The organism is Microbacterium thalassium (assembly GCF_014208045.1).
In the GTDB taxonomy this organism is placed as follows: domain Bacteria; phylum Actinomycetota; class Actinomycetes; order Actinomycetales; family Microbacteriaceae; genus Microbacterium; species Microbacterium thalassium.
Genome location: NZ_JACHML010000001.1, coordinates 2,705,934 through 2,727,445 on the forward strand (window position 1 = coordinate 2,705,934; position 21,512 = coordinate 2,727,445).

19 protein-coding genes and 1 tRNA gene are annotated in these 21,512 nt (G+C 71.1%); 4 read left to right on the top strand and 16 right to left on the bottom strand.

The annotated features are described in order from the left end of the window. Positions 1 to 55 precede the first annotated feature (55 nt). Positions 56 to 1,087, bottom strand: coding sequence for a class I SAM-dependent methyltransferase (locus HD594_RS12545; RefSeq protein WP_184751275.1), 1,032 nt, complete (start codon positions 1,085 to 1,087; stop codon positions 56 to 58). A 113-nt stretch (positions 1,088 to 1,200) separates the two neighbouring features. On the opposite strand from HD594_RS12545, the gene HD594_RS12550 reads away from it, so the two are divergent. Continuing rightward, positions 1,201 to 2,112 carry an aminoglycoside phosphotransferase family protein gene (locus HD594_RS12550; RefSeq protein WP_184751276.1) on the top strand — a complete coding sequence of 304 codons (912 nt, stop codon included), beginning with the start codon at positions 1,201 to 1,203 and terminating at the stop codon, positions 2,110 to 2,112. 49 nt (positions 2,113 to 2,161) lie between these two features. On the opposite strand, the gene HD594_RS12555 is transcribed toward HD594_RS12550, so the two are convergent. After that, positions 2,162 to 2,932 carry a hypothetical protein gene (locus tag HD594_RS12555; protein ID WP_184751277.1) on the bottom strand — a complete coding sequence of 257 codons (771 nt, stop codon included), beginning with the start codon at positions 2,930 to 2,932 and terminating at the stop codon, positions 2,162 to 2,164. Between the two features lie 255 nt (positions 2,933 to 3,187). Here HD594_RS12555 and HD594_RS12560 point away from each other — a divergent pair, with 255 nt between their 5' ends. Then, complete coding sequence (locus tag HD594_RS12560) at positions 3,188 to 3,598, top strand: hypothetical protein (RefSeq protein WP_184751278.1); 411 nt, start codon at positions 3,188 to 3,190, stop codon at positions 3,596 to 3,598. 34 nt (positions 3,599 to 3,632) lie between these two features. On the opposite strand, the gene HD594_RS12565 is transcribed toward HD594_RS12560, so the two are convergent. From HD594_RS12565 to HD594_RS12615, 11 genes are all read right to left on the bottom strand, one after another. Continuing rightward, positions 3,633 to 3,704: transfer RNA gene (locus HD594_RS12565), tRNA-Gln, on the bottom strand. 72 nt (positions 3,705 to 3,776) lie between these two features. Continuing rightward, on the bottom strand, positions 3,777 to 5,291 hold the full coding sequence (gltX, locus tag HD594_RS12570) for a glutamate--tRNA ligase (protein ID WP_184751279.1): 1,515 nt from the start codon (positions 5,289 to 5,291) through the stop codon (positions 3,777 to 3,779). 11 nt (positions 5,292 to 5,302) lie between these two features. Further along, on the bottom strand, positions 5,303 to 6,592 hold the full coding sequence (locus HD594_RS12575; RefSeq protein WP_184751280.1) for an MFS transporter: 1,290 nt from the start codon (positions 6,590 to 6,592) through the stop codon (positions 5,303 to 5,305). Then, on the bottom strand, positions 6,585 to 7,352 hold the full coding sequence (locus HD594_RS12580; RefSeq protein ID WP_184751281.1) for a fumarylacetoacetate hydrolase family protein: 768 nt from the start codon (positions 7,350 to 7,352) through the stop codon (positions 6,585 to 6,587). The genes HD594_RS12575 and HD594_RS12580 overlap by 8 nt, the downstream gene beginning before the upstream one ends. 73 nt (positions 7,353 to 7,425) lie before the next feature. Beyond that, positions 7,426 to 8,526, bottom strand: coding sequence for a branched-chain amino acid aminotransferase (locus HD594_RS12585; protein WP_184751282.1), 1,101 nt, complete (start codon positions 8,524 to 8,526; stop codon positions 7,426 to 7,428). A gap of 53 nt (positions 8,527 to 8,579) precedes the next feature. Beyond that, complete coding sequence (locus HD594_RS12590; RefSeq protein ID WP_184751283.1) at positions 8,580 to 9,632, bottom strand: 3-isopropylmalate dehydrogenase; 1,053 nt, start codon at positions 9,630 to 9,632, stop codon at positions 8,580 to 8,582. Position 9,633: 1 nt separating this feature from the next. Continuing rightward, positions 9,634 to 11,238 (bottom strand): phosphoglycerate dehydrogenase, encoded by a 1,605-nt coding sequence (gene serA / locus HD594_RS12595; protein ID WP_184751284.1) that lies wholly within the window; start codon positions 11,236 to 11,238, stop codon positions 9,634 to 9,636. Positions 11,239 to 11,369: 131 nt separating this feature from the next. Continuing rightward, positions 11,370 to 11,708 (bottom strand): bacitracin resistance protein, encoded by a 339-nt coding sequence (locus HD594_RS12600; protein ID WP_184751285.1) that lies wholly within the window; start codon positions 11,706 to 11,708, stop codon positions 11,370 to 11,372. Then, complete coding sequence (locus HD594_RS12605; RefSeq protein ID WP_184751286.1) at positions 11,705 to 12,259, bottom strand: DNA polymerase III subunit gamma/tau; 555 nt, start codon at positions 12,257 to 12,259, stop codon at positions 11,705 to 11,707. Before HD594_RS12605 ends, HD594_RS12600 begins: the two co-directional genes overlap by 4 nt. Before the next feature lie 96 nt (positions 12,260 to 12,355). Then, positions 12,356 to 13,195 carry a peptidoglycan-binding domain-containing protein gene (locus HD594_RS17720; protein ID WP_184751287.1) on the bottom strand — a complete coding sequence of 280 codons (840 nt, stop codon included), beginning with the start codon at positions 13,193 to 13,195 and terminating at the stop codon, positions 12,356 to 12,358. 105 nt (positions 13,196 to 13,300) lie between these two features. Continuing rightward, the gene (locus HD594_RS12615) at positions 13,301 to 13,636 is read right to left on the bottom strand and encodes a hypothetical protein (RefSeq protein WP_184751288.1); all 336 of its coding nucleotides are present in this window, start codon (positions 13,634 to 13,636) and stop codon (positions 13,301 to 13,303) included. A 148-nt stretch (positions 13,637 to 13,784) separates the two neighbouring features. On the opposite strand from HD594_RS12615, the gene HD594_RS12620 reads away from it, so the two are divergent. After that, a complete protein-coding gene (locus HD594_RS12620; protein WP_184751289.1) occupies positions 13,785 to 18,038 on the top strand; it encodes an nSTAND1 domain-containing NTPase in 4,254 nt (1,417 codons plus the stop codon). 58 nt (positions 18,039 to 18,096) lie between these two features. Continuing rightward, on the top strand, positions 18,097 to 19,479 hold the full coding sequence (locus HD594_RS12625; RefSeq protein WP_184751290.1) for an NAD(P)-binding protein: 1,383 nt from the start codon (positions 18,097 to 18,099) through the stop codon (positions 19,477 to 19,479). A 64-nt stretch (positions 19,480 to 19,543) separates the two neighbouring features. On the opposite strand, the gene HD594_RS12630 is transcribed toward HD594_RS12625, so the two are convergent. From HD594_RS12630 to ilvN, 3 genes are all read right to left on the bottom strand, one after another. After that, positions 19,544 to 19,699 carry a hypothetical protein gene (locus tag HD594_RS12630; protein WP_184751291.1) on the bottom strand — a complete coding sequence of 52 codons (156 nt, stop codon included), beginning with the start codon at positions 19,697 to 19,699 and terminating at the stop codon, positions 19,544 to 19,546. A 195-nt stretch (positions 19,700 to 19,894) separates the two neighbouring features. Then, positions 19,895 to 20,920 carry a ketol-acid reductoisomerase gene (ilvC, locus tag HD594_RS12635; protein WP_184751292.1) on the bottom strand — a complete coding sequence of 342 codons (1,026 nt, stop codon included), beginning with the start codon at positions 20,918 to 20,920 and terminating at the stop codon, positions 19,895 to 19,897. A gap of 79 nt (positions 20,921 to 20,999) precedes the next feature. Next, complete coding sequence (gene ilvN, locus HD594_RS12640; protein ID WP_184751293.1) at positions 21,000 to 21,509, bottom strand: acetolactate synthase small subunit; 510 nt, start codon at positions 21,507 to 21,509, stop codon at positions 21,000 to 21,002. Positions 21,510 to 21,512 lie beyond the last annotated feature (3 nt).

Here is a 21,512-nt window from a genome sequence, read left to right on the forward strand (position 1 = left end):
ACATAACAAGATCAATATCCACATTCCTGCGAAATGCCTGAACGGCGCTCGCGACTCAGGCGCGAGCTACGACGAGCAGGATCGTGGTGACCTCGAACCAGAACCCGTCCGCACGCTCGGAGACGGCCTGAGCGAGACGCCGGAAGATCTCGTCCTCCGCATCGGGCGAGAGATCGAGTCCTCGGCGAAGGCTTGGCCCCGCGAAGGCGCGGACGAACCCGGCGAAGTCGGCGCCGTAGGCCTCCGCGTCGCCGTCGCGGCGATAGCGCTCGGCGTAGGGGTTCGGAATGGGTCTGGTCGCCAGCGCCTCGATCGCCAGGCCGCCGGCGGATCCCGCCTCGAACGGCTCGAGCACCTCCTCGCGCGTTCGCTCGTACACCGGGAGCACGTACCGCGCGAGCCGAGCGGAGTCGATCCGACCCTCGTCCGCCATGTCGAGGCAGATCCGCCGCAGCTCGCGCCAGAGATCGTGCCCCGCGGGAGTGCCGTCGTCGGCCACGACCATCAGATCCATCACGAGGCGGCCGCCCGGGGCCAGCTCGTCGGCGCGCAGCCGCAGGAACGTCCCCCAATCGGCCTGAGCCTGCCGACGCATCGCCTCCCGGTGCTCGCCTTCGAGCTGGTCGAAGTACACGGCCGTGCCGGCGTCGGTCGGACCGGGCACGGACAGCCACTGCGCTGCGGCGAAGCTGACCCCGAGGTGGACGGTGCCGCGCGGCAGGACGGGCGTGTAGAACGACACCGGCGAGATCAGCGGCGTGACCGGCCCGTCGGAGACGGCGAGATACGAGTCGGGCCCCTCCAGACGATCCAGCAGCGCGGCCCAGTCGTTCGAGGGCTGGTCGTTGTGACACACGAAGATCGGCGACCGCGGCCGAGTGGTGCGGATCTCGGCGATGGCCTCGCGCAGCAGCGGATCGCTCGACTGGCCCTGCGCGCACCCGTAGTCGGCGATCCCCACGAACGGGTCGCGCACGTCCTGCACGGCGTCGCCCGCGGCGTGCCGGACCACGCCGGCATACGAACCGGCGGCTTCCAGCTGATATCGCGAGTGCGCGTCGTACCCCTCGGCCATCGCCTCGGTCATACCGCCGAGCCAACCACACGACAGGAACCCTCGAAAGGGAGGGGCCGGCCCGTGCACCCGACATGCGGACGTGCACGAGCATCGACGAGCACCCGACCGCTAGCCTCGCTGACGTGCCCGACGCCCCCGCTGCAGAGATCGTCGCCGACGAGGCGCTGGTCCGGCGCCTGCTGGCCGACCAGGCGCACGCGATCGCGGGCGCGGATCGGATGCCGCTGCGTCTGGTCGCCGAGGGCTGGGACAACCACGTGTGGCGGCTGGGCGAGCAGTGGGCGGTGCGCGTCCCCCGGCGGGCGGTCGCGGCCCCGCTGATCGAGAACGAGCAACGGTGGCTTCCGATGCTCGGGCCGCGGATCACCGCCGCGTCCGGACTGTCGACCCCGGTGCCCGTCGTCCGCGGGACCCGGTCGACCGCCTTCCCGTGGCCGTGGTCGGTCGTCGCATGGCGGCCCGGCCGCCCGGCCGTCGACGTCGAGGTCGAGGAGCGGGGCGCCTGGGCCGAGCCGCTCGGACGGGCGCTGCGGGCACTGCACTCCCCCGCGCCGCGGCTCCATCCGTCCAACCCGTTCCGCGGCGTCCCGCTGCGCGCGCGAGACGATGCCATCCGGGCACGGCTGGGGCAGCTGGCCGTACGCGACACCGACCCCGGGCTCGCGCGCGCCGCGACGGCGGCGTGGAACACGGCGCTCGGCGCGCCGCCGTGGGCCGGTCCGCCCGTGTGGATCCACGGCGATCTGCACCCGGGGAACCTCATCGCGCGGAACGGACGACTGACGGCGATCATCGACTTCGGCGACCTCACCGCCGGCGATCCCGCCTACGACCTCGCCGTCGCCTGGCTCGCCTTCGACGATGCGGGCAGACGCACCTTCATCGAGGCGACCGAGGTGACCGACGCGGCGACGTGGACGCGCGCACGCGGATGGGCCGCGGCGATGGGCGCGATTCTCGCCGTGGGCAGCGATGACCGGCCCGACTATCGCCGTCTCGGCGAGGGCGCGCTGCGTCGGCTCGCGGCCGGGTGAACGGTGGCGGCATCGCAGGACCGTGCACACAGCGCATGCCTGCACGGCCTCACCCCCCGGTGACGCGCCCCTCCCCTGCCGGTTCGAGCACGTGCACGTCCACCGCGTCCTCACGGGCGACCAGGCGCAGTGTGGTGCCCACGGGGTAGGCGTTGTCCAGGACGCCGCGCAGCTGAGCGGTGACGATGAGGTCGTAGCTCGGGTAGCGGTCGCGCGCGGTGCACGTCTCGACGGTTATCCGCATCGTGGGCTCGTGACCGATGAGCAGGCAGCGATCGTTGAAGATCCCGTCGGCGGTCCACACCATCAGGACATCGTCCAGCCGGTCGTGCCCCTGCATCGATTCGGGGACGATGTCGTAGCTCACCAGATAGCTCTCCCACTGGGATGCCCACTGCTCGTCCGTTTCGGCGAGCGTGATGTCGGCGCGCGGTGCTGTCACGCTCGGCAGCGCCAGTGCGGCGATGAGCCCGATCACGACGCCGATGCCCACCGCGGCGGCCGTCTGCGCCGTCATCCAGCGACGCCACCACGGGCCCGGCTCGTCCACCGGACGAGCGGCTCCCTCCGTCGCCCCGCCTGCGGTCTTCGGCGGTGTGCCGTCGGAATCGGCGACGTTGCGCGCGGAGTCACCGGGATCCGCGTCGACGGGCTCATCCGCCGGCGGCGATCCCGCCGGCGCGCGAGCGAGAGCCTCGAGCTCGGCAAGCCGAGCCTGCTCACCGGGATCGAGAGCGGGGGCACCCGAGTCGCCGTAGGCGCGGACGCGCAGTTCCGCCAGCTCGCGCGTCTGCGCTGTCGTCAGCTTCGCCGCATCCATGCGACCCGATCCTCGGCGTCTTCCGGAAGGACGGACCACGACCACACGATGGTCGCACCCCCGCGCCCTGCGATGGCTCGAAGCTACCGCCGCGCCCGCCGGCGGGCAACCGACCCCCGGCGAGTTCGCGCGCGCTGCCCGACGCCCCCTGACTCGCTCGATCCGCCCGGTGTCGCGCCGGGACGTTCGCCTCTGGCCGCGCGTCGCATCGCGCGGTCGGCTGAATGCGGACGTCATCGGGCGAAGGAGCTGGAGATGGAGACGGGGACAGGCGAGGCGGTGACCCGACGCCGCGGGACCGCGCTTCGGACGATCGGCATCGTCGTGGCGGCTCTGGGGCTGCTGGGAGTGCTCGCGTGGGGTGTCGTCGCGGGATTCAGCTGGTCCTACGGGTCGGTGGCGGCGTCCTCGCAGGCGGCCGAGTTCGCCCAGATGGGCGAGTCGGACCCGCAGGACCAGCCCGGGCTGTGGACGGCGTGGAACGAAGAGGGCGAGGTCGTCTGGCAGGGCACCGAGGAGGAGTACGAGGCGATCTACCAGGCCGGACGCCTGCAGCAGCAGTCCGAGTACCGCGCGGTCTGGCTCTACCCGTCGCTGGCGGTCGTCGGCGTCGGCGCGACGATCACCGTCATCGGCGTCGTCCGCTGGCGAAGAGCCGAGAAATGAGAAAACCCCCGCTGAGCGGGGGTTTCTTTTCTTGCTGGGGTACCTGGACTCGAACCAAGAACAACTGAACCAGAATCAGCCGTGTTGCCAATTACACCATACCCCATGGTGTTCGACCGAAGTCGTGCCGAGGATCAAGCTTAGACGACGTCGGCCGATCGGACAAACCGAGACGCGCTCAGGCGTGTCGCGCCACGAGGCCCGCGAGCCTGCGGAGCGTCTCCTCCTTGCCGAGAAGCTCCATCGACTCGAACAGCGGCGGCGAGACGCGCCGTCCGCTGACGGCGACGCGAAGCGGACCGTAGGCGACGCGGGGCTTCAGCCCGAGACCCTCGATGAGGGCGCCGGTCAGGGCCTCCTGCACAGCGGCGGCGGTGAACTCGGACTCGGAGACGGGTTCCAGCGCCGCGACCGAGGCGGCCAGGAGCTCGTCGGCGTTCGCCGGCAGCGACTTCAGGGCGTCCTCGGCATACTCGATGTCGTTCGTGAACAGGAACCCGAGCAGACCCGGCACGTCGCCCAGCATCTGAACGCGCTCCTGCACCAGCGGCGCCGCGGCGGTGATGATCGCCGCCTGCTCGGGCGTCGGCTCGCCGTCGATGATGGCGGCGGCGGCCAGGTACGGAACGATTCGCGCCTCGAAGTCGGCGGGCGTCAGCATCCGGATGTGGTCTCCGTTGATCGACTCGGCCTTCTTCTGGTCGAAGCGGGCGGGGTTGGGGTTGACGTCCGCGATGTCGAACGCGGCGACGAGTTCGTCGAGCGAGAACACGTCGCGGTCGGGCGCGATCGACCAGCCGAGGAGCGCCAGGTAGTTCAGCAGGCCCTCGTGGATGAACCCCTTCTCGCGCTGCAGGAACAGGTCGGCCTTCGGGTCGCGCTTGGACAGCTTCTTGTTGCCGGTCTCGCCCAGCACGAGCGGCATGTGCGCGAAGCGCGGCACGAAGTCCGTGATCCCGGCGTCCACCAGCGCGCGGTAAAGCGTGAGCTGCCGCGCGGTCGAGGGCATGAGGTCCTCGCCCCGGATGACGTGGGTGATGCCCATGAGGGCGTCGTCGACCGGGTTCGTGAACGGGTACAGCGGCACTCCCCCGGCCCGCACCAGCACGAAGTCGGGGAACGACCCGGCCGGGAAAGTGACTTCGCCGCGGATCATGTCGATGTACGTGATGTCCTCGTCGGGCACCTTCAGACGCCATGCGGGCTCGCGGCCCTCAGCGCGGAACGCCGCCTTCTGGTCCTCGGTGAGCGTGCGGTCGTAGTTGTCGTAGCCGAGCTGCTTCGCGCGGCCGGCGGCCTCGTTGCGCGCGTCGATCTCGGCGGCGGTCGAGTAGCTCTCGTACACGGCGCCGGACTCGACGAGCTTCGCGAGCACCTCGCGGTAGACGTCGTGGCGCTGCGACTGGCGGTACGGACCGTGGGGTCCGCCGACCTCGACGCCCTCGTCCCAGTCGATCTCGAGCCAGCGCAGCGCGTCGAGCAGCTGGTGGTAGCTCTCCTCGCTGTCGCGGGCCGCGTCGGTGTCCTCGATGCGGAACACGAGCTTGCCGCCGTGGTGCCGCGCGTAGGCCCAGTTGAACAGCGCGGTGCGGATCAGCCCGACGTGCGGAAGGCCCGTCGGCGACGGGCAGAAGCGCACCCGGACGTCGGCTCCGGTGGCGGTGGTGGTGCGGGGGTCAGGCGTGGAAGACATCGCCCTCCAGTCTACGTGCGGGGCGCCGTCTCCTCGGGCTCGGCGGGGAGCTCCCCGCCCGCCTCGGCGCGCCGATCACGTCCCCACGGCGCGAGCGCCACGACCGCCACGACGAGGACGCCGACCACGAGCGCGAGCCCGTCGTAGCCGATCCATCCGAGCACGACGCCGGCGAGGATCGCCCCGACGGCGCCCACGATGCTCATGGTGAAGTCGCTGAGGCCCTGCCGGCGCGTGCGGAGCTGCTCGCTCGAGGCCTCGGTCAGCAGCGTGGATCCCGCGACCGTCGACGCGCTCCATCCGAGCCCCAGGAGGACGAGGCCGACCGTGACGGCGACGGTGGATTCGGCGCCGAACGAGGCGGTCAGCAGCGACAGCGCGAGGATCGCCTGGCCGACGAGGATCGTGCGCAGGCGTCCGATGCGGTCGGCGAGGATGCCGAACACCGGCGCGAGCGCGAACATGCCCGCGATGTGCAGGCTGATGGTCAGCCCGATGATGCTCAGCGTCGCGCCGTGGTGGAGCAGGTGGACGGGCGTCATCGCCATGACGGCGACCATCGTGCCGTGCGCCGCCGCGATCGCGAAGATCGCGTAGCGCGCGACCAGCGGACGGTCGGGCTTGGCGATGCTCGTCGCCTCGTGGTGCTCGGTGGCCCTCGCGACCTCGCGCTGGGCCAGGAGCAGCGGGTCGGGCCGGAGCGCGAAGAGGTACAGCGCCACGCCGAGCAGCTGCGCGACGATCGTGAACACGTACGGCCCGGTGAGCGGCGGCATGCCGATCGCCTGCCCGATCACCTCGCCCGGACCGGTGAGGTTCGGGCCGAGCACCGCCCCGATCGTCGTCGCCCACACCACGATGGAGAGGTCGCGGCCGCGTGACCGGTCCGTCGCGAGATCGGCGGCGGCGAAGCGCGACTGCAGATTGGCCGCCTGGCCGCCGCCGATCAGGCCGAAGCCGAGCAGCAGCAGCACGAAGGACCCGAGGCCCACGGCGAAGACGACCAGCCCCACGCCCACCAGTGCGATGAGCATGCCCGCCGTCAGCGCCAGGCGCCTGCCGCGACCGCGAGCGAGGGCCGCGAGCGGGATCGCGATCAGCGCCGTGCCGAGGGTCACCGCGGCCGCAGCGAGGCCCGACAGCGCGTCGTCGCCCGAGATGTCGGCCGCGAGCACCGCCCCGAGCGAGACGGTCGCGCCGAAGGCGAGACCGCCCAGCACCTGCCCCGAGGCGAGCACGGCGACGGTGCGCCGCTGGATGCGGGCGAGGTCGAGGGTCGAGCCGGTGTCGGCGTCAGGCATGGCGTGCGTGATTGCGCAGGATGCCGAGACCCGAGATCTCGACCTCGACGACGTCGCCCGCCTCGAAGGGACCGACGCCGGCCGGGGTTCCCGTGAGGATGACGTCGCCCGGCAGCAGCGTGAAGGCCGCCGACGCGTAGGCGATGATGTCGGCCAGCGAGAAGATCATGTCGCTGATCGGCCCCTGCTGGCGGACCTCGCCGTTCACGCGGGTGGTGACCACGGCATCGCCGGTCGGGTCGAAGTCGGTCTCGAGCGCCGGCCCCAGCGGGCAGAACGTGTCGAAGCCTTTCGCACGCGCCCACTGGCCATCGGTCTTCTGCAGGTCGCGCGCCGTGACGTCGTTGCCGATCGTGTAGCCGAAGACGTAGTCGAGCGCCTTGTCCGCCGGGACGTTCTTGGCGATCTTCCCGATGACGGCCGCGAGCTCGCCCTCGAAGTCCACGCGCTCGGACTGCGGCGGCAGCGAGATGGCGTCGCCGGGACCGATCACCGAGGTGTTCGGCTTGAGGAACAGCATCGGCTCGGCGGGAACGTCGTTGCCCAGCTCGGCCGCGTGGTCGCGGTAGTTGCGCCCCACGCACACGACCTTGGAGCGCGGGATGACCGGTGCCAGCAGCGCCACGTCGCCGATCGGGACGCGCTCTCCGGTCGTCTCGAACCCGGCGAACATCGGGTCGCCGGAGAGGACGACCAGGTCGGTCTCGTCGACGATCCCGTAGGTGATTGCCCCGTTGTGGCTGAAACGCGCGATCCTCACCCGATCAGCCTACCCACGCATGGCGGAGACTCCGGGCACGAGGCGTCGGGACGACCTCGAGGCGTCGAGGCGCCTACGCGTCGAGGCGGACCAGCCAGCCGTGCCTGTCCTCGCGACGGCCGTACTGGATGTCGGTGAGCTCCTCGCGCAGCGACAGCGCCAGTTCGCCGATGGGCTGCTCGTCGACGAAGTCCCGGCCCTTGAGCACGCCGATCGGCGCGACCACGGCGGCGGTGCCGCACGCGAAGACCTCGACGATGTCGCCCGACGCGACGCCCTCGCGCCACTCGGTGAGCGAGACGCTGCGCCGCACCACGGTGTGTCCGCGGTCCTCGGCCAGCTGCAGCAGCGAGTCGCGCGTGATGCCCGGAAGGATCGAGTCGGACTGCGGCGTGACGATCGTGCCGTCCTTGTGGACGAAGACGACGTTCATGCCGCCGAGCTCCTCGACGTTGCGGTCCTGGTCGAGGAAGACGACCTGGTCGCAGCCGTTCTCGTTCGCCTCGGCCTGGGGAAGAAGGCTCGCGGCGTAGTTGCCGCCGGTCTTGGCCGCGCCCGTGCCGCCCTTGCCGGCGCGCGCGTAGTCCTCGCTGAGCCAGATCGTGACCGGCTTGGCGCCGCCCTTGAAGTACGCGCCCACAGGGCTCGCGATCACGTAGTAGGCGACCTTCTGCGCCGGACGGACGCCGAGGAACGCCTCCTTGGCGAACATGAACGGACGCAGGTACAGGCTCTGGTCCTCACCCGACGGCACCCACGCCGCATCGACGGCGATGAGCTCGCGCAGCGACTGGATGAAGTACTCCACCGGCAGCTCGGGAAGGGCGAGGCGGCGTGCGCTGCTCTGGAGCCGCAGGCCGTTGCGGTCGGGGCGGAACGTGTGGACGGAGCCGTCGGCATGACGGTACGCCTTGATGCCCTCGAAGATCTCCTGGCCGTAGTGGAGCACGGCAGCCGCGGGGTCCAGCGAGATCGGGCCGTAGGGCTGGACCCGCGGGCGGTGCCAGCCACCGCGGCTCGACCAGCAGATGTCGACCATGTGGTCGGTGAAGACCGTGCCGAACGCGGGCGCGGCGAGGATCTCCTCCCGCTGGGCGGGCGACTTCGCGGCGAGGTTCTTCGTGACCGCGAACTCGAGCGGAGCGAGAGTCGTGTCGGAGTCGGTGAGTGTCATGTGTTCACGTCCTGGCTGGTGAGGGGTGGCGGCGACGCCGTCAGACCCCAAGATTACGCCTGGAGCCGGGTGCGGATCGCGTCGCCGACCTGTGCGGTGGTGCGTGAGGCGTCCCCGCGCTCGGCGATGTCCGTCTCGACGGCGCGCGTGATGCGCTGCGCCTCGCCCGTGAGCCCGAGGTGGTCGAGCATGAGGGCGACGGAGAGGATCGCGGCCGTGGGGTCGGCCTTCTGCTGTCCTGCGATGTCGGGCGCCGAACCGTGCACGGGCTCGAACATCGAGGGGAACGCGCCGTCGGGGTTGATGTTGCCCGAAGCGGCGAGGCCGATGCCACCGGTGACGGCGCCGGCCAGGTCGGTGAGGATGTCGCCGAAGAGGTTGTCGGTGACGATCACATCGAATCGGCCCGGGTTCGTGACCAGGAAGATGGTTGCCGCGTCGACGTGCAGATAGTCTACGGCGACCTCGGGGTGCTCCTGCGCCACCTGGTCGACGATGCGCTTCCACATGCCGCCGGCGTGCACGAGCACGTTGGTCTTGTGCACGAGGGTGAGCTTCTGCCGGCGCCGCTCGGCGAGGTCGAACGCGTAGCGCACGACGCGCTCGATGCCGAACGCGGTGTTCACCGACGTCTCGTTGGCGACCTCCTGCGCCGTCCCGGTGCGGATCGAGCCCCCGTTGCCGACGTACGGCCCCTCGGTCCCCTCACGGACGACCACGAAGTCGATCTCGCCGGGATCGGCGAGCGGACCCGGCGCGCCGACGTAGAGCTTCGACGGACGGAGGTTCACGTAGTGGTCGAGGCTGAAGCGCAGCTTCAGCAGCAGGCCGCGCTCGATGTTCGCATCCTTCAGCCGCGGGTCCCCCGGCACGCCGCCGACCGCGCCCAGCAGGATCGCGTCGTGCTCCTTGATCGCGTCGAGGTCGGCATCCGTCAGCGTGTCGCCGGTCTCGAGGTAGCGCGCGGCGCCGAGCGAGAAGCGGGTCTTGTCGAACGCGACGCCGCTGCCTTCGGTCACCGCGTCGAGGACCTTCTCGGCCTCGGCCACGACTTCGGCGCCGATGCCGTCGCCGGGGATGATCGCGAGCTTCACCGTGCGTGACATGTCAGGGCTCCGTGATCTCGATCTGCTGGAACAGATCGGCGTTGGTCGCGGCCTGCATCGCATCGAGGATCTCCTCGGGCACCGCGGAGTCCACCGTCAGCACCGACAGCGCTCGTCCGCTCGCGTCGGGCTGCGCGACCTGCAGAGCCTCGATGTTGATGTTGGCGTCCCCGAGGTGCTTGCCGTAGATGGCGACGATGCCGGGCCGGTCCGCGTAGCGCATCACGACGTGATGGCGCGCGATGGCGACCTCGATCTCGTAGCCGTTGATCTCGACGACCTTCGGCACCATCCGCGTGCCCGCGAGCGTGCCGGCGATCGTCAGGACCGTGCCGTCGGAGAGCGTTCCGCGCAGGATCGTGATGTTGCGGTACTCGGGGCTGTCCGCCTCGACGATCATGCGCGTCTCGATGCCGCGCTGCTCGGCGAACACCGGCGCGTTCACGTACGAGACGTTCTCGCTGACGATGTTGGTGAAGATCCCCTTCAGCGCCGCGAGGCGGTAGACGCTGACGTCGTAGGCGGCGAGCTCGCCGCGCACCTCGATGTCGAGGCTCGCGAGCGCGCCGTGCGCGATGCCGGTGAAGAACTGGCCGAGCATCTCGACCAGGGCGATGCCGGGGCGCACGAACGGGTCGATGACGCCGCCGGCGACGTTGACGGCATCCGGGACCAGGTCGCCCTCGAGCGCGAGCTTGACCGACTTCGCGACCGAGACGCCGGCCTTCTCCTGGGCCTCGTCGGTCGAGGCGCCCAGGTGCGGCGTGACGACGACGTTGGGCAGGCTCAGCAGCTCGATCGCCGTGCCGCCCTCCTTCGGCGGCTCGCTGGTGAAGACGTCGAGGCCCGCGCCGGCGATCTCGCCCGCCTCGAGCGCGACCTTGAGCGCAGCCTCGTCGATGAGCCCGCCGCGCGCGACGTTGACGACGTAGGCGGTCGGCTTCATGATGCCGAACTGCTCGGCGCCGATCATGCCCGTCGTCTCCGGGGTCTTCGGCATGTGCACCGTGACGAAGTCGCTCTCGCGGAGCACATCGTCGAGCGAGAGCAGCTCGACGCCGAGCTGCTGGGCGCGCACCGGCGTGACGTAGGGGTCGTAGCCGACGACGCGCACGCCGAACGCGCGAAGTCGCTCGGCGATGAGGCCGCCGATGCGGCCGAGGCCGACGATGCCGACCGTCTTCTCGTACAGCTCGGTGCCGGTGAACGAGCTGCGCTTCCACGCGCCGCCCGCGAGCGAGGCGTGCGCCGCGGGGATGTGCCGGGCGAGGTTGAGGATGTGGCCGACGGTGAGTTCGGCGGCCGAGATGATGTTCGAGGTCGGCGCGTTCACGACCATGACACCGGCGGTGGTGGCGGCCTTGATGTCGACGTTGTCCAGACCGACGCCGGCGCGGGCGATGACCTTGAGCACCGGCGCGGCCTCGATGGCCTCGGCGTTCATCTTCGTCGCCGACCGGATGAGGACCGCGTTCGCGTCCGCGAGTGCGGCCAGGAGCGCGGGCCGGTCGGCTCCGTCGACGTGGCGGATGTCGAAATCGGGACCGAGCGCATCGATCGTGGCGGGTGAGAGCTGTTCTGCGATCAGAACGACGGGCTTCGTCACGGGGGTTCCTTCGAGGCATGGCGCGACGGCGCGGTGCATTGCGGGATGCCGCGCCCGCACATGCTCGGGGGCGCGGCCTCTGTCAGCCTAGCGCGGCGCGCGGATCGCTCCCGACCGTGTGACGCCGATCGTCAGCCGAGCATTCCGGCGCCGAACACCGCCGCGTAGGCGACGACGTCGAGCCAGAACACGGCCGTCAGCGCGAGCCCCGCGAACAGGGCGGCGCCGAGCTCCCACGTCCGCCGGCGCCGCGCGACGGCGAAGGCCGCGGCGAAGGCGACGATCGGGAACACCACGGCCGACAGCAGCACGAACCACCCGTAGCCGTTGATGCCCAGGACCCCGGTCGCCTGGCTGATCAGGAAGGCGAGCGCGTTCCACACGAAGTAGGCGTAGAGCAGGCCGAAGGCGCCCGCGACGGTGGCGGTGGGCCAGGTGGGTGCCGGGCGTGCGGCCGTGGTGTCGCTCACGAGCCCACCGTCCCCGTCATCACGAAGGGCCACGGCACCAGCAGCACGGCGCCCGCCACGAGCCACGACACGCGCACCCACGCGCGGGACCGGCGGGTCAGGAGCCAGACGGCGCCGAACCAGATGGCGGGTGCGAGCGCGGCCAGCCACAGGCTCGGGATGTACGCCAGGGGCGACACGAGGAACTCCGCCGTGCCCTGCAGGCGCAGACCGCCGATGACCCACCCGATGGTCCACATCGCGGCGATGCCCGCCAGCACGCCGATCGTGACGAGCGTCGCGTTGCCGGTGTGCGCCGGCTCCGCGGCCGCGGCATCCGCCTCCCCCGTGTCCGTCTCGGAGGCGGCGGCCGGCTCGTCGGCGTCCTCGCGCGCGGCCGTCTCAGCGCCCGAATCGGATGTCGTCTCGCCGTCGTCCTCGTCGACGTCCGCAGCCCCCTTGCCCACCGGGGTGAAGCCCCGCGGGAGCTTCGCCCGGGGGGCGGGCGCGTCGAGCGTCGGGTCGGCGTCGCCGTCCCACCGGAACGCGTCGTCATCCCTGTCGTTGGTCACCCCGCCAGCGTAGCGGCCCGCGGTCGGTCGCCACCGGCGCCCTCGGGCTGCCCGCTCGGAGGCGCCTCACCGGCCGCTCGACGGGCCGCACGCACATCAGTCGAAGAGCCGGACCGTGAGCAGGCGCCAGGTCATGGGCCCGACGATTCCGTCGGCGGGCGGCAGGAACACGCCCTGCAGGCCGCGGACGGCGGCGTCGGTGAGCGGACCGAACACGCCGTCGACCACGAGGTCGGGGAAGAAGCTCTGCACGGCCTTGACCGCCTCGCCGGTGTCCCCCGCCTTCACCGTGATGATGAGCGCCGGCCAGTCCAGCTGCCCGATCGTCGTGCTGATGAACTGCGCGCGGAGCGTCTGCTGGAACGCCGTGACGGCGGCGCCGCTGAGAGGCCCGAAGATGCCGTCGGCGACGATGCCCGAGCCGTGGGCTCGGAGCAGATGCTGCGCGATGAGGACGCGCCAGTTGGTCGCCTGCGTGGCGCCGACCTTCACCAGCGGCCACAGGTCCTGCCCGGGCACGAGGGCGCTGAGGAACGACCAGGTCTCGGGGCCGGCGATGCCGTCCTGCGTGAGCCCCCACGACTCCTGGAAGAAGCGGACGCGCTCGGCCGTGACCGGTCCGTAGACGCCGTCCACGAGGAGCGGATCCACTCCCGGGAACGAGACGAAGCCGAACTGCTGGACGGCTCGCACGGCGTCCCCGGTGTCGCCTTCGGCGGTCGCGATGATCAGCTGCGGCCAGGTCTGCGGGCCGACGATCCCGTCGACCGTCGCGCCGACCGTGGACTGGAACGCACCGACGGCCGCCGCGGTCACGGGACCGTAGATGCCGTCCGCGACGAGCGTGTGCCCGCGTGCGCGCAGGAAGTACTGGATGCTCTTCACGGGCGCCCAGGTGACGCCGGATCCGATCGTGCTCCATGGTGAGACGTTCATGGCATGCTCCTTCGCTGTCGGACCCCTCCCTGGCCAGAGAGTACGGCGAGACGCTCGCTGATACACCCCCCTCCCCTCGGCCCGCATCGGCCGCGCGGGCGCGGTTCACCCTCCCTGGCGCGCGAGTTCGCGCTCGAGGCGATCCGCGGTCAGGCCCTGAAGGTCGAGCACGAGCTGCCGGCGCCGCTCGAGTTCGCGGACGACGATCCGCTCGGCGCGATCCGCGGGCGCGAGCGGGTCGACGAAGGCGGGACGCTCGACGATCGTGACGGAGTCCGCCTCGTCCACCGGAAGCCATCTCGAGCCGGTGACGGATGCGGCGCCGACCGCGTGGCCGAGCGCCGCGGCGGCCGTCGGCGCGACGAAGCCCGCCGCGATGGCGAGTGCCAGGACGAGGACGATGCCGGTGCGACGACCGGTCTGCGTGCGGTTCGTGTTCATGATGACGCTCCTTCTCGACGGCGCCCTGCCGCCGTGCCCACAGCGTCGCGACGGCGGATATCCGTCCGTGATCGGGGCATATCCGTTCGATATCCGCCAGCGGTGACCCCCGTTGACCCATCCGGGAGGCTGGATGAGACTGGCGTGCATGACCGTGCGGGTACTGGGGCCCCTGAGCGTGGACGGGCCGGAGCTCAGCCCTCGCGAGCGCACCGTCCTCGCAGCCCTCATCGTGCGTCGGGGGAACGTGATGACCGGCGCCGAGCTGGCCGACGCCGCCTGGGGCGACGATCTGCCCGCGACGTGGCAGCAGCAGGTGCGCAACGCCGTCGCCCGCATCCGCTCGCGCCTCGGCACCGAGTCGGTGAGGACCGCCGGCGACGGCTACACGCTCGGGATCGACGGGGACGCGATCGACGCGGTGCGGTTCGAGCGTCTCGTGGCCGACGGCCGTCGGTTCGGACTCGAGGGGACTCCCGACCGTGCCGCCGCGGCCTTCCGGCGGGCACTGGACCTCTGGCGCGGAGCCCCGCTGCCGGATGTCGCGACCTGGCCGCCCGGTCAGATCGAGGCGCTTCGCCTGCGCGAGGTGCGCGCGAGCGTCGAGGACGAGCTGGTCGACGCGCGTCTGCGCTGCGGGGAGCATGCCGATGTCATCCCGGACGCCGAGCGCCTCGTGCGCGAGGACCCGCTGCGCGAGCGTCGATGGGGCCTGCTCGCCCTGGCGAACTACCGGGCCGACCGCCAGGCCGAGGCTATGGCGGTCCTGCGTGCCGCCCGGACGCGACTGTCGGAGGAGCTCGGCGTCGACCCGAGCCGGAGCCTCGTGGACCTCGAGACGGCGATCCTTCGCCATGACGTCGCGCTCGAAGCTCCCGCGCGTCCCGGCGGGGAGCTGGAGGATGCCGCGACGTCGCCGTGTCCGTGGCGCGGGCTCGCCGCCTACGACGAGGGCGACGAGGCGCTGTTCTTCGGGCGGGATGCCGATGTCCAGGCCGTCCTCGCCCGGTGCCGGCCGCGCTCCATCGTGACCATCGTGGGTCCGAGCGGGTGCGGCAAGTCCTCGCTGCTGCGCGCCGGGGTCGTTCCGCGGCTGCGCGAGCAGGGACGGACGGCGGGGATCATCACGCCCGGCGCCGCGACGGCCGAGGCGTTCGGGGACGGACTGTCGGTCATCGGCATCGATCAGGCGGAGGAACTGCTCGCGCTTTCGCCGGAGGAGCTGCGAGAGCTCGGCGCACGGGCGTCGGAGTGGGTGCAGAGCGGCGGATGCCTCATCCTCACGCTGCGGTCGGACGCCCTGGACCGCGCGACGGCGCTCCCCGGCGTCGGCGCGCCGCTCGGCCGGGGGGTCTACGCGCTGTCGCCTCTCGACACCGCGATGCTGCACGAGGCCGTCACCGGGCCCGCGGAGGCGGCTGGGCTGCGCCTCGAACCCGGACTGATCGATGTGATCCTGCGCGACGCGGGAGAGCGCCCGGGGATCCTGCCCGCGCTCTCGCACGCCCTCACGGCCACGTGGTCGCGGCGCGAGGGGGCGACGCTCACGCTCGACGGGTACGAAGCCTCCGGCGGCATCGCCGGAGCGATCGCGCAGTCCGCCGAGCAGGTGTACGCCGGCCTCACCCCCGCCGCGCGCGAGGTCTGCAGGTCGCTCATGATGCGCCTGATCGAGCGCACGCCCGAGGGCACGGTCGTGCGACGTCGCGTCCCGCTGGCGACCCTGACCTCGGACGGCGTTCGGCGCTCGGTCGTCGAGGGACTCGTCGCGGCGCGGCTCGTCACGGTGGACGGCGACGCGGCGATGGTCGCCCACGAGGCCGTCGGCCGCACGTGGCCGCGGCTGGACGGGTGGCTCACCGAAGACGCGGCCAATGCGCGGATGCTGCGACAGGTCGAAGAGGCCGCGGCGGTGTGGAACTCCGCCGGTCGCGCCGACGAGGATCTGCTTCGGGGCGCACGCCTGCACGCGGCGCTCGAATGGCGCGAGGACTCGTGGCCCGACCTGACCGAGGTGGAGACCGCGTTCCTCGATGCCGCCGCCGAGAGACAGCAGGACGAGGTGCGCGAGCTTGCCGCCCGCGCGAACCGCGAACGCGCGAACAACCGGCGCCTGCGGCTGTCGCTGGTCGCCGCCGCTGTACTCCTGATGGCGGCCCTCGTGGCGACAGGGATCGCCGCCCTCCGGGGCGCCGAGGCGCAGGCGTCCGCTCAGGATGCCCGCATCGAGGCCCTCGCGGCGACGTCGCTGCGCATCCGCGACAGCGACCGCGATGTCGCGGCGCTTCTGGCCGCGGAGCTGTACCGCCGGCACCCCGACGACCCACGGGCGCGCTCCGCGCTGCTGGGCAGCCTCACCGAGGCGGGCGGGCTCGTGCGGACGATCCGCTTCGACCCGGGTTCTCTCGTCACCGCACGACTCATCCCCGGCACGAGCACGGCGCTCGTGGTGACGGACGCGCCGCCCGGCACGGGAGACGGCGGCGACACCGAGACCGCCGTGGTGGACCTCGACACCGGCGCCGTGCTCGACGAACTGGACGTGCCGCTTCCCACGGTGGATTTCCGGATCTGGCGCGACATCTACATCAGCGAGGACGCCTCGACGGCGTTCATCCAGACGGGCACACTGCGGCCGGAGGGAACCTGCTGCGCGAACTACATGACGGCCATCGACCTGGACACCGGAGAGCTGAAGTTCGACACGGTGCTGCTCGACACCCGCACGGGGCAGAAGCCGGCGATCTCACCCGACGGGTCCCGCGCGTACTTCGCTCACTGGGTGACCGGCGCCCCCTCGTGGATCGATCTCACCACCGGCGAGGTCTTCGCCTCCCGCGATCACGACCCGGAGGAGTTCGAGAACATCCCGGGCCGCTATAACGGTCTCGCCCTGATCGATGGTCGGCTCTACATCGGCATGGAGGAGCACATCGCCGTCTACGATCCGGACTCGCTCCGGCTGGTAGACACGATCGACCTGCCCGATGCGCACCTGGCGGATATCCACATGATGGATGACGGCGCGGGCGGTCTCATCGCCGTCGGCGACGCGGGCGGCGTACGCATCGACCTCGCTACCTCCGACGTGCTGTGGCGTCAGTCGGGTTCCGCGATCCGCTGCGTGAGCGGTGCTGTCGTTGCACCCGTGAGCTTCCTCTGCGCGACCGGCATCGGACTCGTCAAGGAGCACGACCTCGCGACCGGCGAGGCGACGGGGCGCGTCTTCGACACCCTGTCCCAGGACAACTACACGGTCGATATCCTCCCCGGCGGCTCGGAGTTCGTGACGGTGGTCCCCTTCAATCCCCCGTCGCTGCAGAGGTGGCGGATCGACGATGCTCCCGCGATCACGCGACCGGTGGCCGCCGGGTACGACCTCACGGACGGCTTCGGGGCGTCCGGTTCGATGGCGATCATCCGCCCGAGGGGCGATGTCGTGATGGGTCTCCTGCCCGACGGCAACGTTCTCGAGGTCGACGAAGAGCTGGAGTACATGCAGCTGTGGGACCTCGAGGCAGACACACCTGTGGGCGATCCGTCCTATGCCCTGCTGTGGATGTCCGACACGGTGGTCGCACGCATCGACCGCGACGGCGCGTGGACCCTCGAGGACGTCTCCTCCGGCGATCGCTATCCGATCACCGCGCTCGGCGAAGCCGATGAGGCATGGCTCGCGCCGGGCGGACCGGGCGGCCACGCGTGGGCCATCACCTCGGACCGCCTGATCGCCTTCGATCCGGACACCGGCCTGCCGGCGGCCGACCCGATCGCGATCCCCTTCGATGGAGCGACCGAATACCTCTCGGTCAGCGAGGTCCCCGGCGCAGGACTCGTCCTGGCGACGTGGCGCAGCAGGACGGGCGGCGTAGACCGCACGGCCGTCTTCGACATCGAGACGGGCGAGGAGATCACCCGAGGGCTCGACCACGACAGCATCGCGATCGCCCTTCCCGACGGCACCGTCCTCAGCGCCAACGCGGAGCGCCTGCTGCGCAGCGACGCGGACCTGTCACCGCTCGAGGCGCTGGCCAAGGCGGGGACGGCACCCGCGCAGATGACCGTGAGCAGCGACGGCACGCTGCTGCTGATCGCCAGCATCGACCAGCGCCTGGCCCTGTACGACCTCACCGACGGACACCGTCTCGGCGACGAGATCGTCGGGGCGTTCGACCCCGACAACTTCTGGCCCGTCGGCTATCTGCGCGACGACGGGCGGGCGATGGTGACGTCCTCCGATGACGGTCTGCTCGTGTGGGACCTGAGCCCGGATGCGCTGCGCGATGCGGTGTGCACGATGGTCAGCAGAGAGCTCACGGATCTGGAGTGGTCGACCTACCTGGGCGACGAGCGAGTCGCTCCCACCTGCCCGGTCGCTGCCGAGCTCACGGCGCAGGAATGAGCGCCCATCCGACGCGCGCGCCCTTGACGGACTCTCACGGCAGGAGTGTGATGGCTCCATGGCGAAAGCCACGGAGGTCGGCGCCGACTACCTCGTCGTCGGCGCAGGCGCCATGGGGATGGCGTTCGCCGACGCGCTGGTCGACCATGCCGACGTGACGGTCGCGATCGTCGATCGTCGACATGCCGCGGGCGGACACTGGCTGGACGCGTATCCGTTCGTGCGCCTGCATCAGGCATCCGCCTTCTACGGTGTGGCCTCGACGCTGCTGGGCGGCGGACGCCTGCAGACGCGCGGGCCCGAGAAGGGGCTCCAGGAGCGCGCGACCGCGCCTGAGGTGTGCGCGTACTACGGGCGGGTCATGGACCGCATGCTGGCCACCGGTCGGGTCGCCTTCTTCCCCGGATGCGAGTACGACGGCGACGGGCTGTTCCATTCCCGCGTCAGCGGCGCCCGCTACGACGCCGCGCGCGCTCGCATCGTCGACGCGACGTACCTGTCGGGCGAGATCCCGGCCACGTCGCCGCCGCCGTTCGTCGTCGAGGATCACGCGAACGTGCTGCCGGTGAACGACCTCGTCCGCCTCTCCGACGTCCCCGACCAGTTCGTCATCGCCGGCTCGGGCAAGACCGGGATGGACGCGTGCGTGTGGCTCCAGCAGCAGGGCGTCGACCCGGACGCGATCTGCTGGGTGCGCCCGCGCGAGCCGTGGATCCTCAACCGCGCCGTCGTCCAGCCAGACCCGGCGATCTTCCTCGGCATGGCCGCCGACACGATGGAGGCGGTGAGGGAGTCCGAGTCCGCCGACGACATCTTCCTGCGGCTGGAGGATCGCGACATCATGCTTCGCATCGACCGCAGCGTGACCCCCACGATGGCGAAGACGCCCACGATCGCGTCGTGGGAGCTCGACCTGCTGCGGCGGGTGGACGACGTCGTGCGGCGCGGGCATGTGCGCTCGGTGGGGCGCGGCCGGCTGTCGTTCGACGACGGAGACGTCGCCGTGTCGCCCGACGCGGTCATCGTGCACTGCGCCGCCCCTGGGCTGCCCACCCGCGAGCTCGTGCCGATCTGGGAGCCCGACGCCATCCGCCCGCGCGCGGTGCGCGTGGGGTTCCCCTGCTTCGGCGCCGCCCTCACCGGCTACGTCGAGGCCACCCGCACCACCGACGAGGAGCGCAATGACGCGTGCCGCCCCTCGCCGTATTCGGACACGCCGGAGGACTGGGTCGAGATGCAGATCGTCGGCGGCGACGCATCACTCGGGATATCGCGCCACCCCGACATCCGCGAATGGGCGAACACCACGACCCTCAATCCCTCGCGGATCCCCGCCGATCGGGCCGACGACCCCGCGGTCGTCGACGCCGTCACACGCCTCAAGGCGAGCATCGGTCCCGGACGCGCACGGCTGGCCGAGCTCGCCGCGGCGCAGGTCTGACACACAGGACCGCGCGTGCACGAGGTCACCGCGCGGCGCCGCCCTCCGTGTCGACGGACGGCGACTACGTCCAGAACTCGTCGAGCTCGTCGAGGTGCTCATCGCCGGGCGGCAGGTCCGCCGCCGGCGGAACTCCGAGCCAGGGCGGGCGCACCGACAGCATCCCGATGACGGCCATCATCACAGTCACCGCGACCGCTGTGCCCGCGACATCCTCCATCTCGCACCTCCTCGGTCTGGATCTCCCCGATCGTGCAGTCGAGGGTGACATACGCGCATATCGGCGGGGTGTCCGACCCGTTACAGCCGCGCTACCGCGCACGCGCCCGCCCACGAAAGAGCTCCCGCCCCCTGGGTGCGGGGGGCGGGAGCCGGTGAAGCCGAGCGTTATGAGCCGGCGGTCATGGGCGAGGGATCAGCGCGCGGCCGAGCCCTCGGTGTAGTCGGAGTCCTGCTGCTTCCACGCGAACAGGCCCCGCAGCTCGCGGCCGGTCGTCTCGATCGGGTGCTGCGCCTCCTTCTCGCGGAGAGCCTGGAACTCGGGGGCGCCGGCGTCCTGGTCGGCGATGAAGCGCTTCGCGAACGCGCCCGACTGGATGTCGGCGAGGACGCCCTTCATGTTCTCCTTGACGCTGGGGTCGATGACCCGCGGGCCCGAGACGTAGTCGCCGTACTCGGCGGTGTCCGAGATCGACCAGCGCTGCTTGGCGATGCCGCCCTCCCACATGAGGTCGACGATGAGCTTGAGCTCGTGCAGCACCTCGAAGTAGGCGATCTCGGGCTGGTAGCCCGCCTCGGTCAGCGTCTCGAAGCCGTACTGGACCAGGTGCGACATACCACCGCAGAGGACGGCCTGCTCGCCGAACAGGTCGGTCTCGGTCTCTTCGGTGAAGGTCGTCTTGATGACGCCGGCACGCGTGCCGCCGATCGCCTTGGCGTACGACTTCGCGACGTCCCAGGCCTGGCCCGACGCGTCCTTCTCGACGGCGATGATGTCGGGGATGCCGCGGCCGGCGACGTACTCGCGGCGCACGGTGTGACCGGGTGCCTTGGGGGCGACGAGGATCACGTCGACGCCCTCGGGCGCCTCGATGTAGCCGAAGCGGATGTTGAACCCGTGCGCGAAGGCGAGCGTCTTGCCCGGCGTGAGCTTGTCCTTGATGCTGTCGCTGAAGATCGAGCGCTGGTGCTGGTCGGGCGCGAGGATCATGATGAGGTCGGCCCACTCGGCGGCATCCGCCACGTTCTTGACCTCGAAGCCGTCCTCCTGCGCCTTCGCGGTGGACTTCGACCCGTCCTTGAGGGCGATGACGACCTCGACACCCGAGTCGCGCAGGTTCTGGGCGTGCGCGTGACCCTGCGAGCCGTAGCCGACGATCGCGACCTTCTTGCCCTGGATGAGCGAGAGGTCGGCGTCCTCGTCGTAGAACATCTCTGCCATGGTGTTTCTCCTTGTTGTTTCGTTGCTGCTGGCTCCGCGCGCTCGATGACCGGCGCGCGCAAGCCCGGATTCTGGTGGGTCAGCCGCGCAGGACGCGCTCGGTGATGCTCTTGCCGCCGCGCCCGATGGCGAGCAGGCCCGACTGGGCGAGCTCCTTGATGCCGAACGGCTCGATGGCGCGCAGGAACGCGTCCACCTTGCCCTTGTCGCCGGTGATCTCCACCACGAGAGCGTCGACGGCGTAGTCGACCACCGACCCGCGGAAGAGGTTGACGACCTCGAGCACGTTCGAGCGCGTCTGGTTGTCGGCGCGCACCTTCACCAGCATGTGCTCGCGCTGGACGGATGCGGCGGGCTCCAGCTCGACGATCTTGATGACGTTCACGAGCTTGTTCAGCTGCTTGGTCACCTGCTCGAGGGGAAGACCCTCGACGTCGACGACGACCGTGATGCGCGACAGACCGGGCACCTCGGTCACGCCCACGGCGAGGGACTCGATGTTGAAGCCGCGACGGGCGAAGAGCCCTGCGACGCGGGTCAGCAGACCCGGCTTGTCCTCGACGAGGAGGCTCAGCACGTGGCTCGACATGGC

What these genes read in the sequence shown, in the direction of transcription:
- HD594_RS12545 (WP_184751275.1), bottom strand. Translation starts at nt 1,087, where the DNA reads ATGACCGAGGCGATGGCCGAGGGGTACGACGCGCACTCGCGATATCAG.
- HD594_RS12555 (WP_184751277.1), bottom strand. Translation starts at nt 2,932, where the DNA reads ATGGATGCGGCGAAGCTGACGACAGCGCAGACGCGCGAGCTGGCGGAA.
- HD594_RS12560 (WP_184751278.1), top strand. Translation starts at nt 3,188, where the DNA reads ATGGAGACGGGGACAGGCGAGGCGGTGACCCGACGCCGCGGGACCGCG.
- gltX (WP_184751279.1), bottom strand. Translation starts at nt 5,291, where the DNA reads ATGTCTTCCACGCCTGACCCCCGCACCACCACCGCCACCGGAGCCGAC.
- HD594_RS12575 (WP_184751280.1), bottom strand. Translation starts at nt 6,592, where the DNA reads ATGCCTGACGCCGACACCGGCTCGACCCTCGACCTCGCCCGCATCCAG.
- HD594_RS12585 (WP_184751282.1), bottom strand. Translation starts at nt 8,526, where the DNA reads ATGACACTCACCGACTCCGACACGACTCTCGCTCCGCTCGAGTTCGCG.
- HD594_RS12590 (WP_184751283.1), bottom strand. Translation starts at nt 9,632, where the DNA reads ATGTCACGCACGGTGAAGCTCGCGATCATCCCCGGCGACGGCATCGGC.
- HD594_RS17720 (WP_184751287.1), bottom strand. Translation starts at nt 13,195, where the DNA reads ATGAACGTCTCACCATGGAGCACGATCGGATCCGGCGTCACCTGGGCG.
- HD594_RS12615 (WP_184751288.1), bottom strand. Translation starts at nt 13,636, where the DNA reads ATGAACACGAACCGCACGCAGACCGGTCGTCGCACCGGCATCGTCCTC.
- HD594_RS12620 (WP_184751289.1), top strand. Translation starts at nt 13,785, where the DNA reads ATGACCGTGCGGGTACTGGGGCCCCTGAGCGTGGACGGGCCGGAGCTC.
- HD594_RS12625 (WP_184751290.1), top strand. Translation starts at nt 18,097, where the DNA reads ATGGCGAAAGCCACGGAGGTCGGCGCCGACTACCTCGTCGTCGGCGCA.
- HD594_RS12630 (WP_184751291.1), bottom strand. Translation starts at nt 19,699, where the DNA reads ATGGAGGATGTCGCGGGCACAGCGGTCGCGGTGACTGTGATGATGGCC.
- ilvC (WP_184751292.1), bottom strand. Translation starts at nt 20,920, where the DNA reads ATGGCAGAGATGTTCTACGACGAGGACGCCGACCTCTCGCTCATCCAG.
- ilvN (WP_184751293.1), bottom strand. Translation starts at nt 21,509, where the DNA reads ATGTCGAGCCACGTGCTGAGCCTCCTCGTCGAGGACAAGCCGGGTCTG.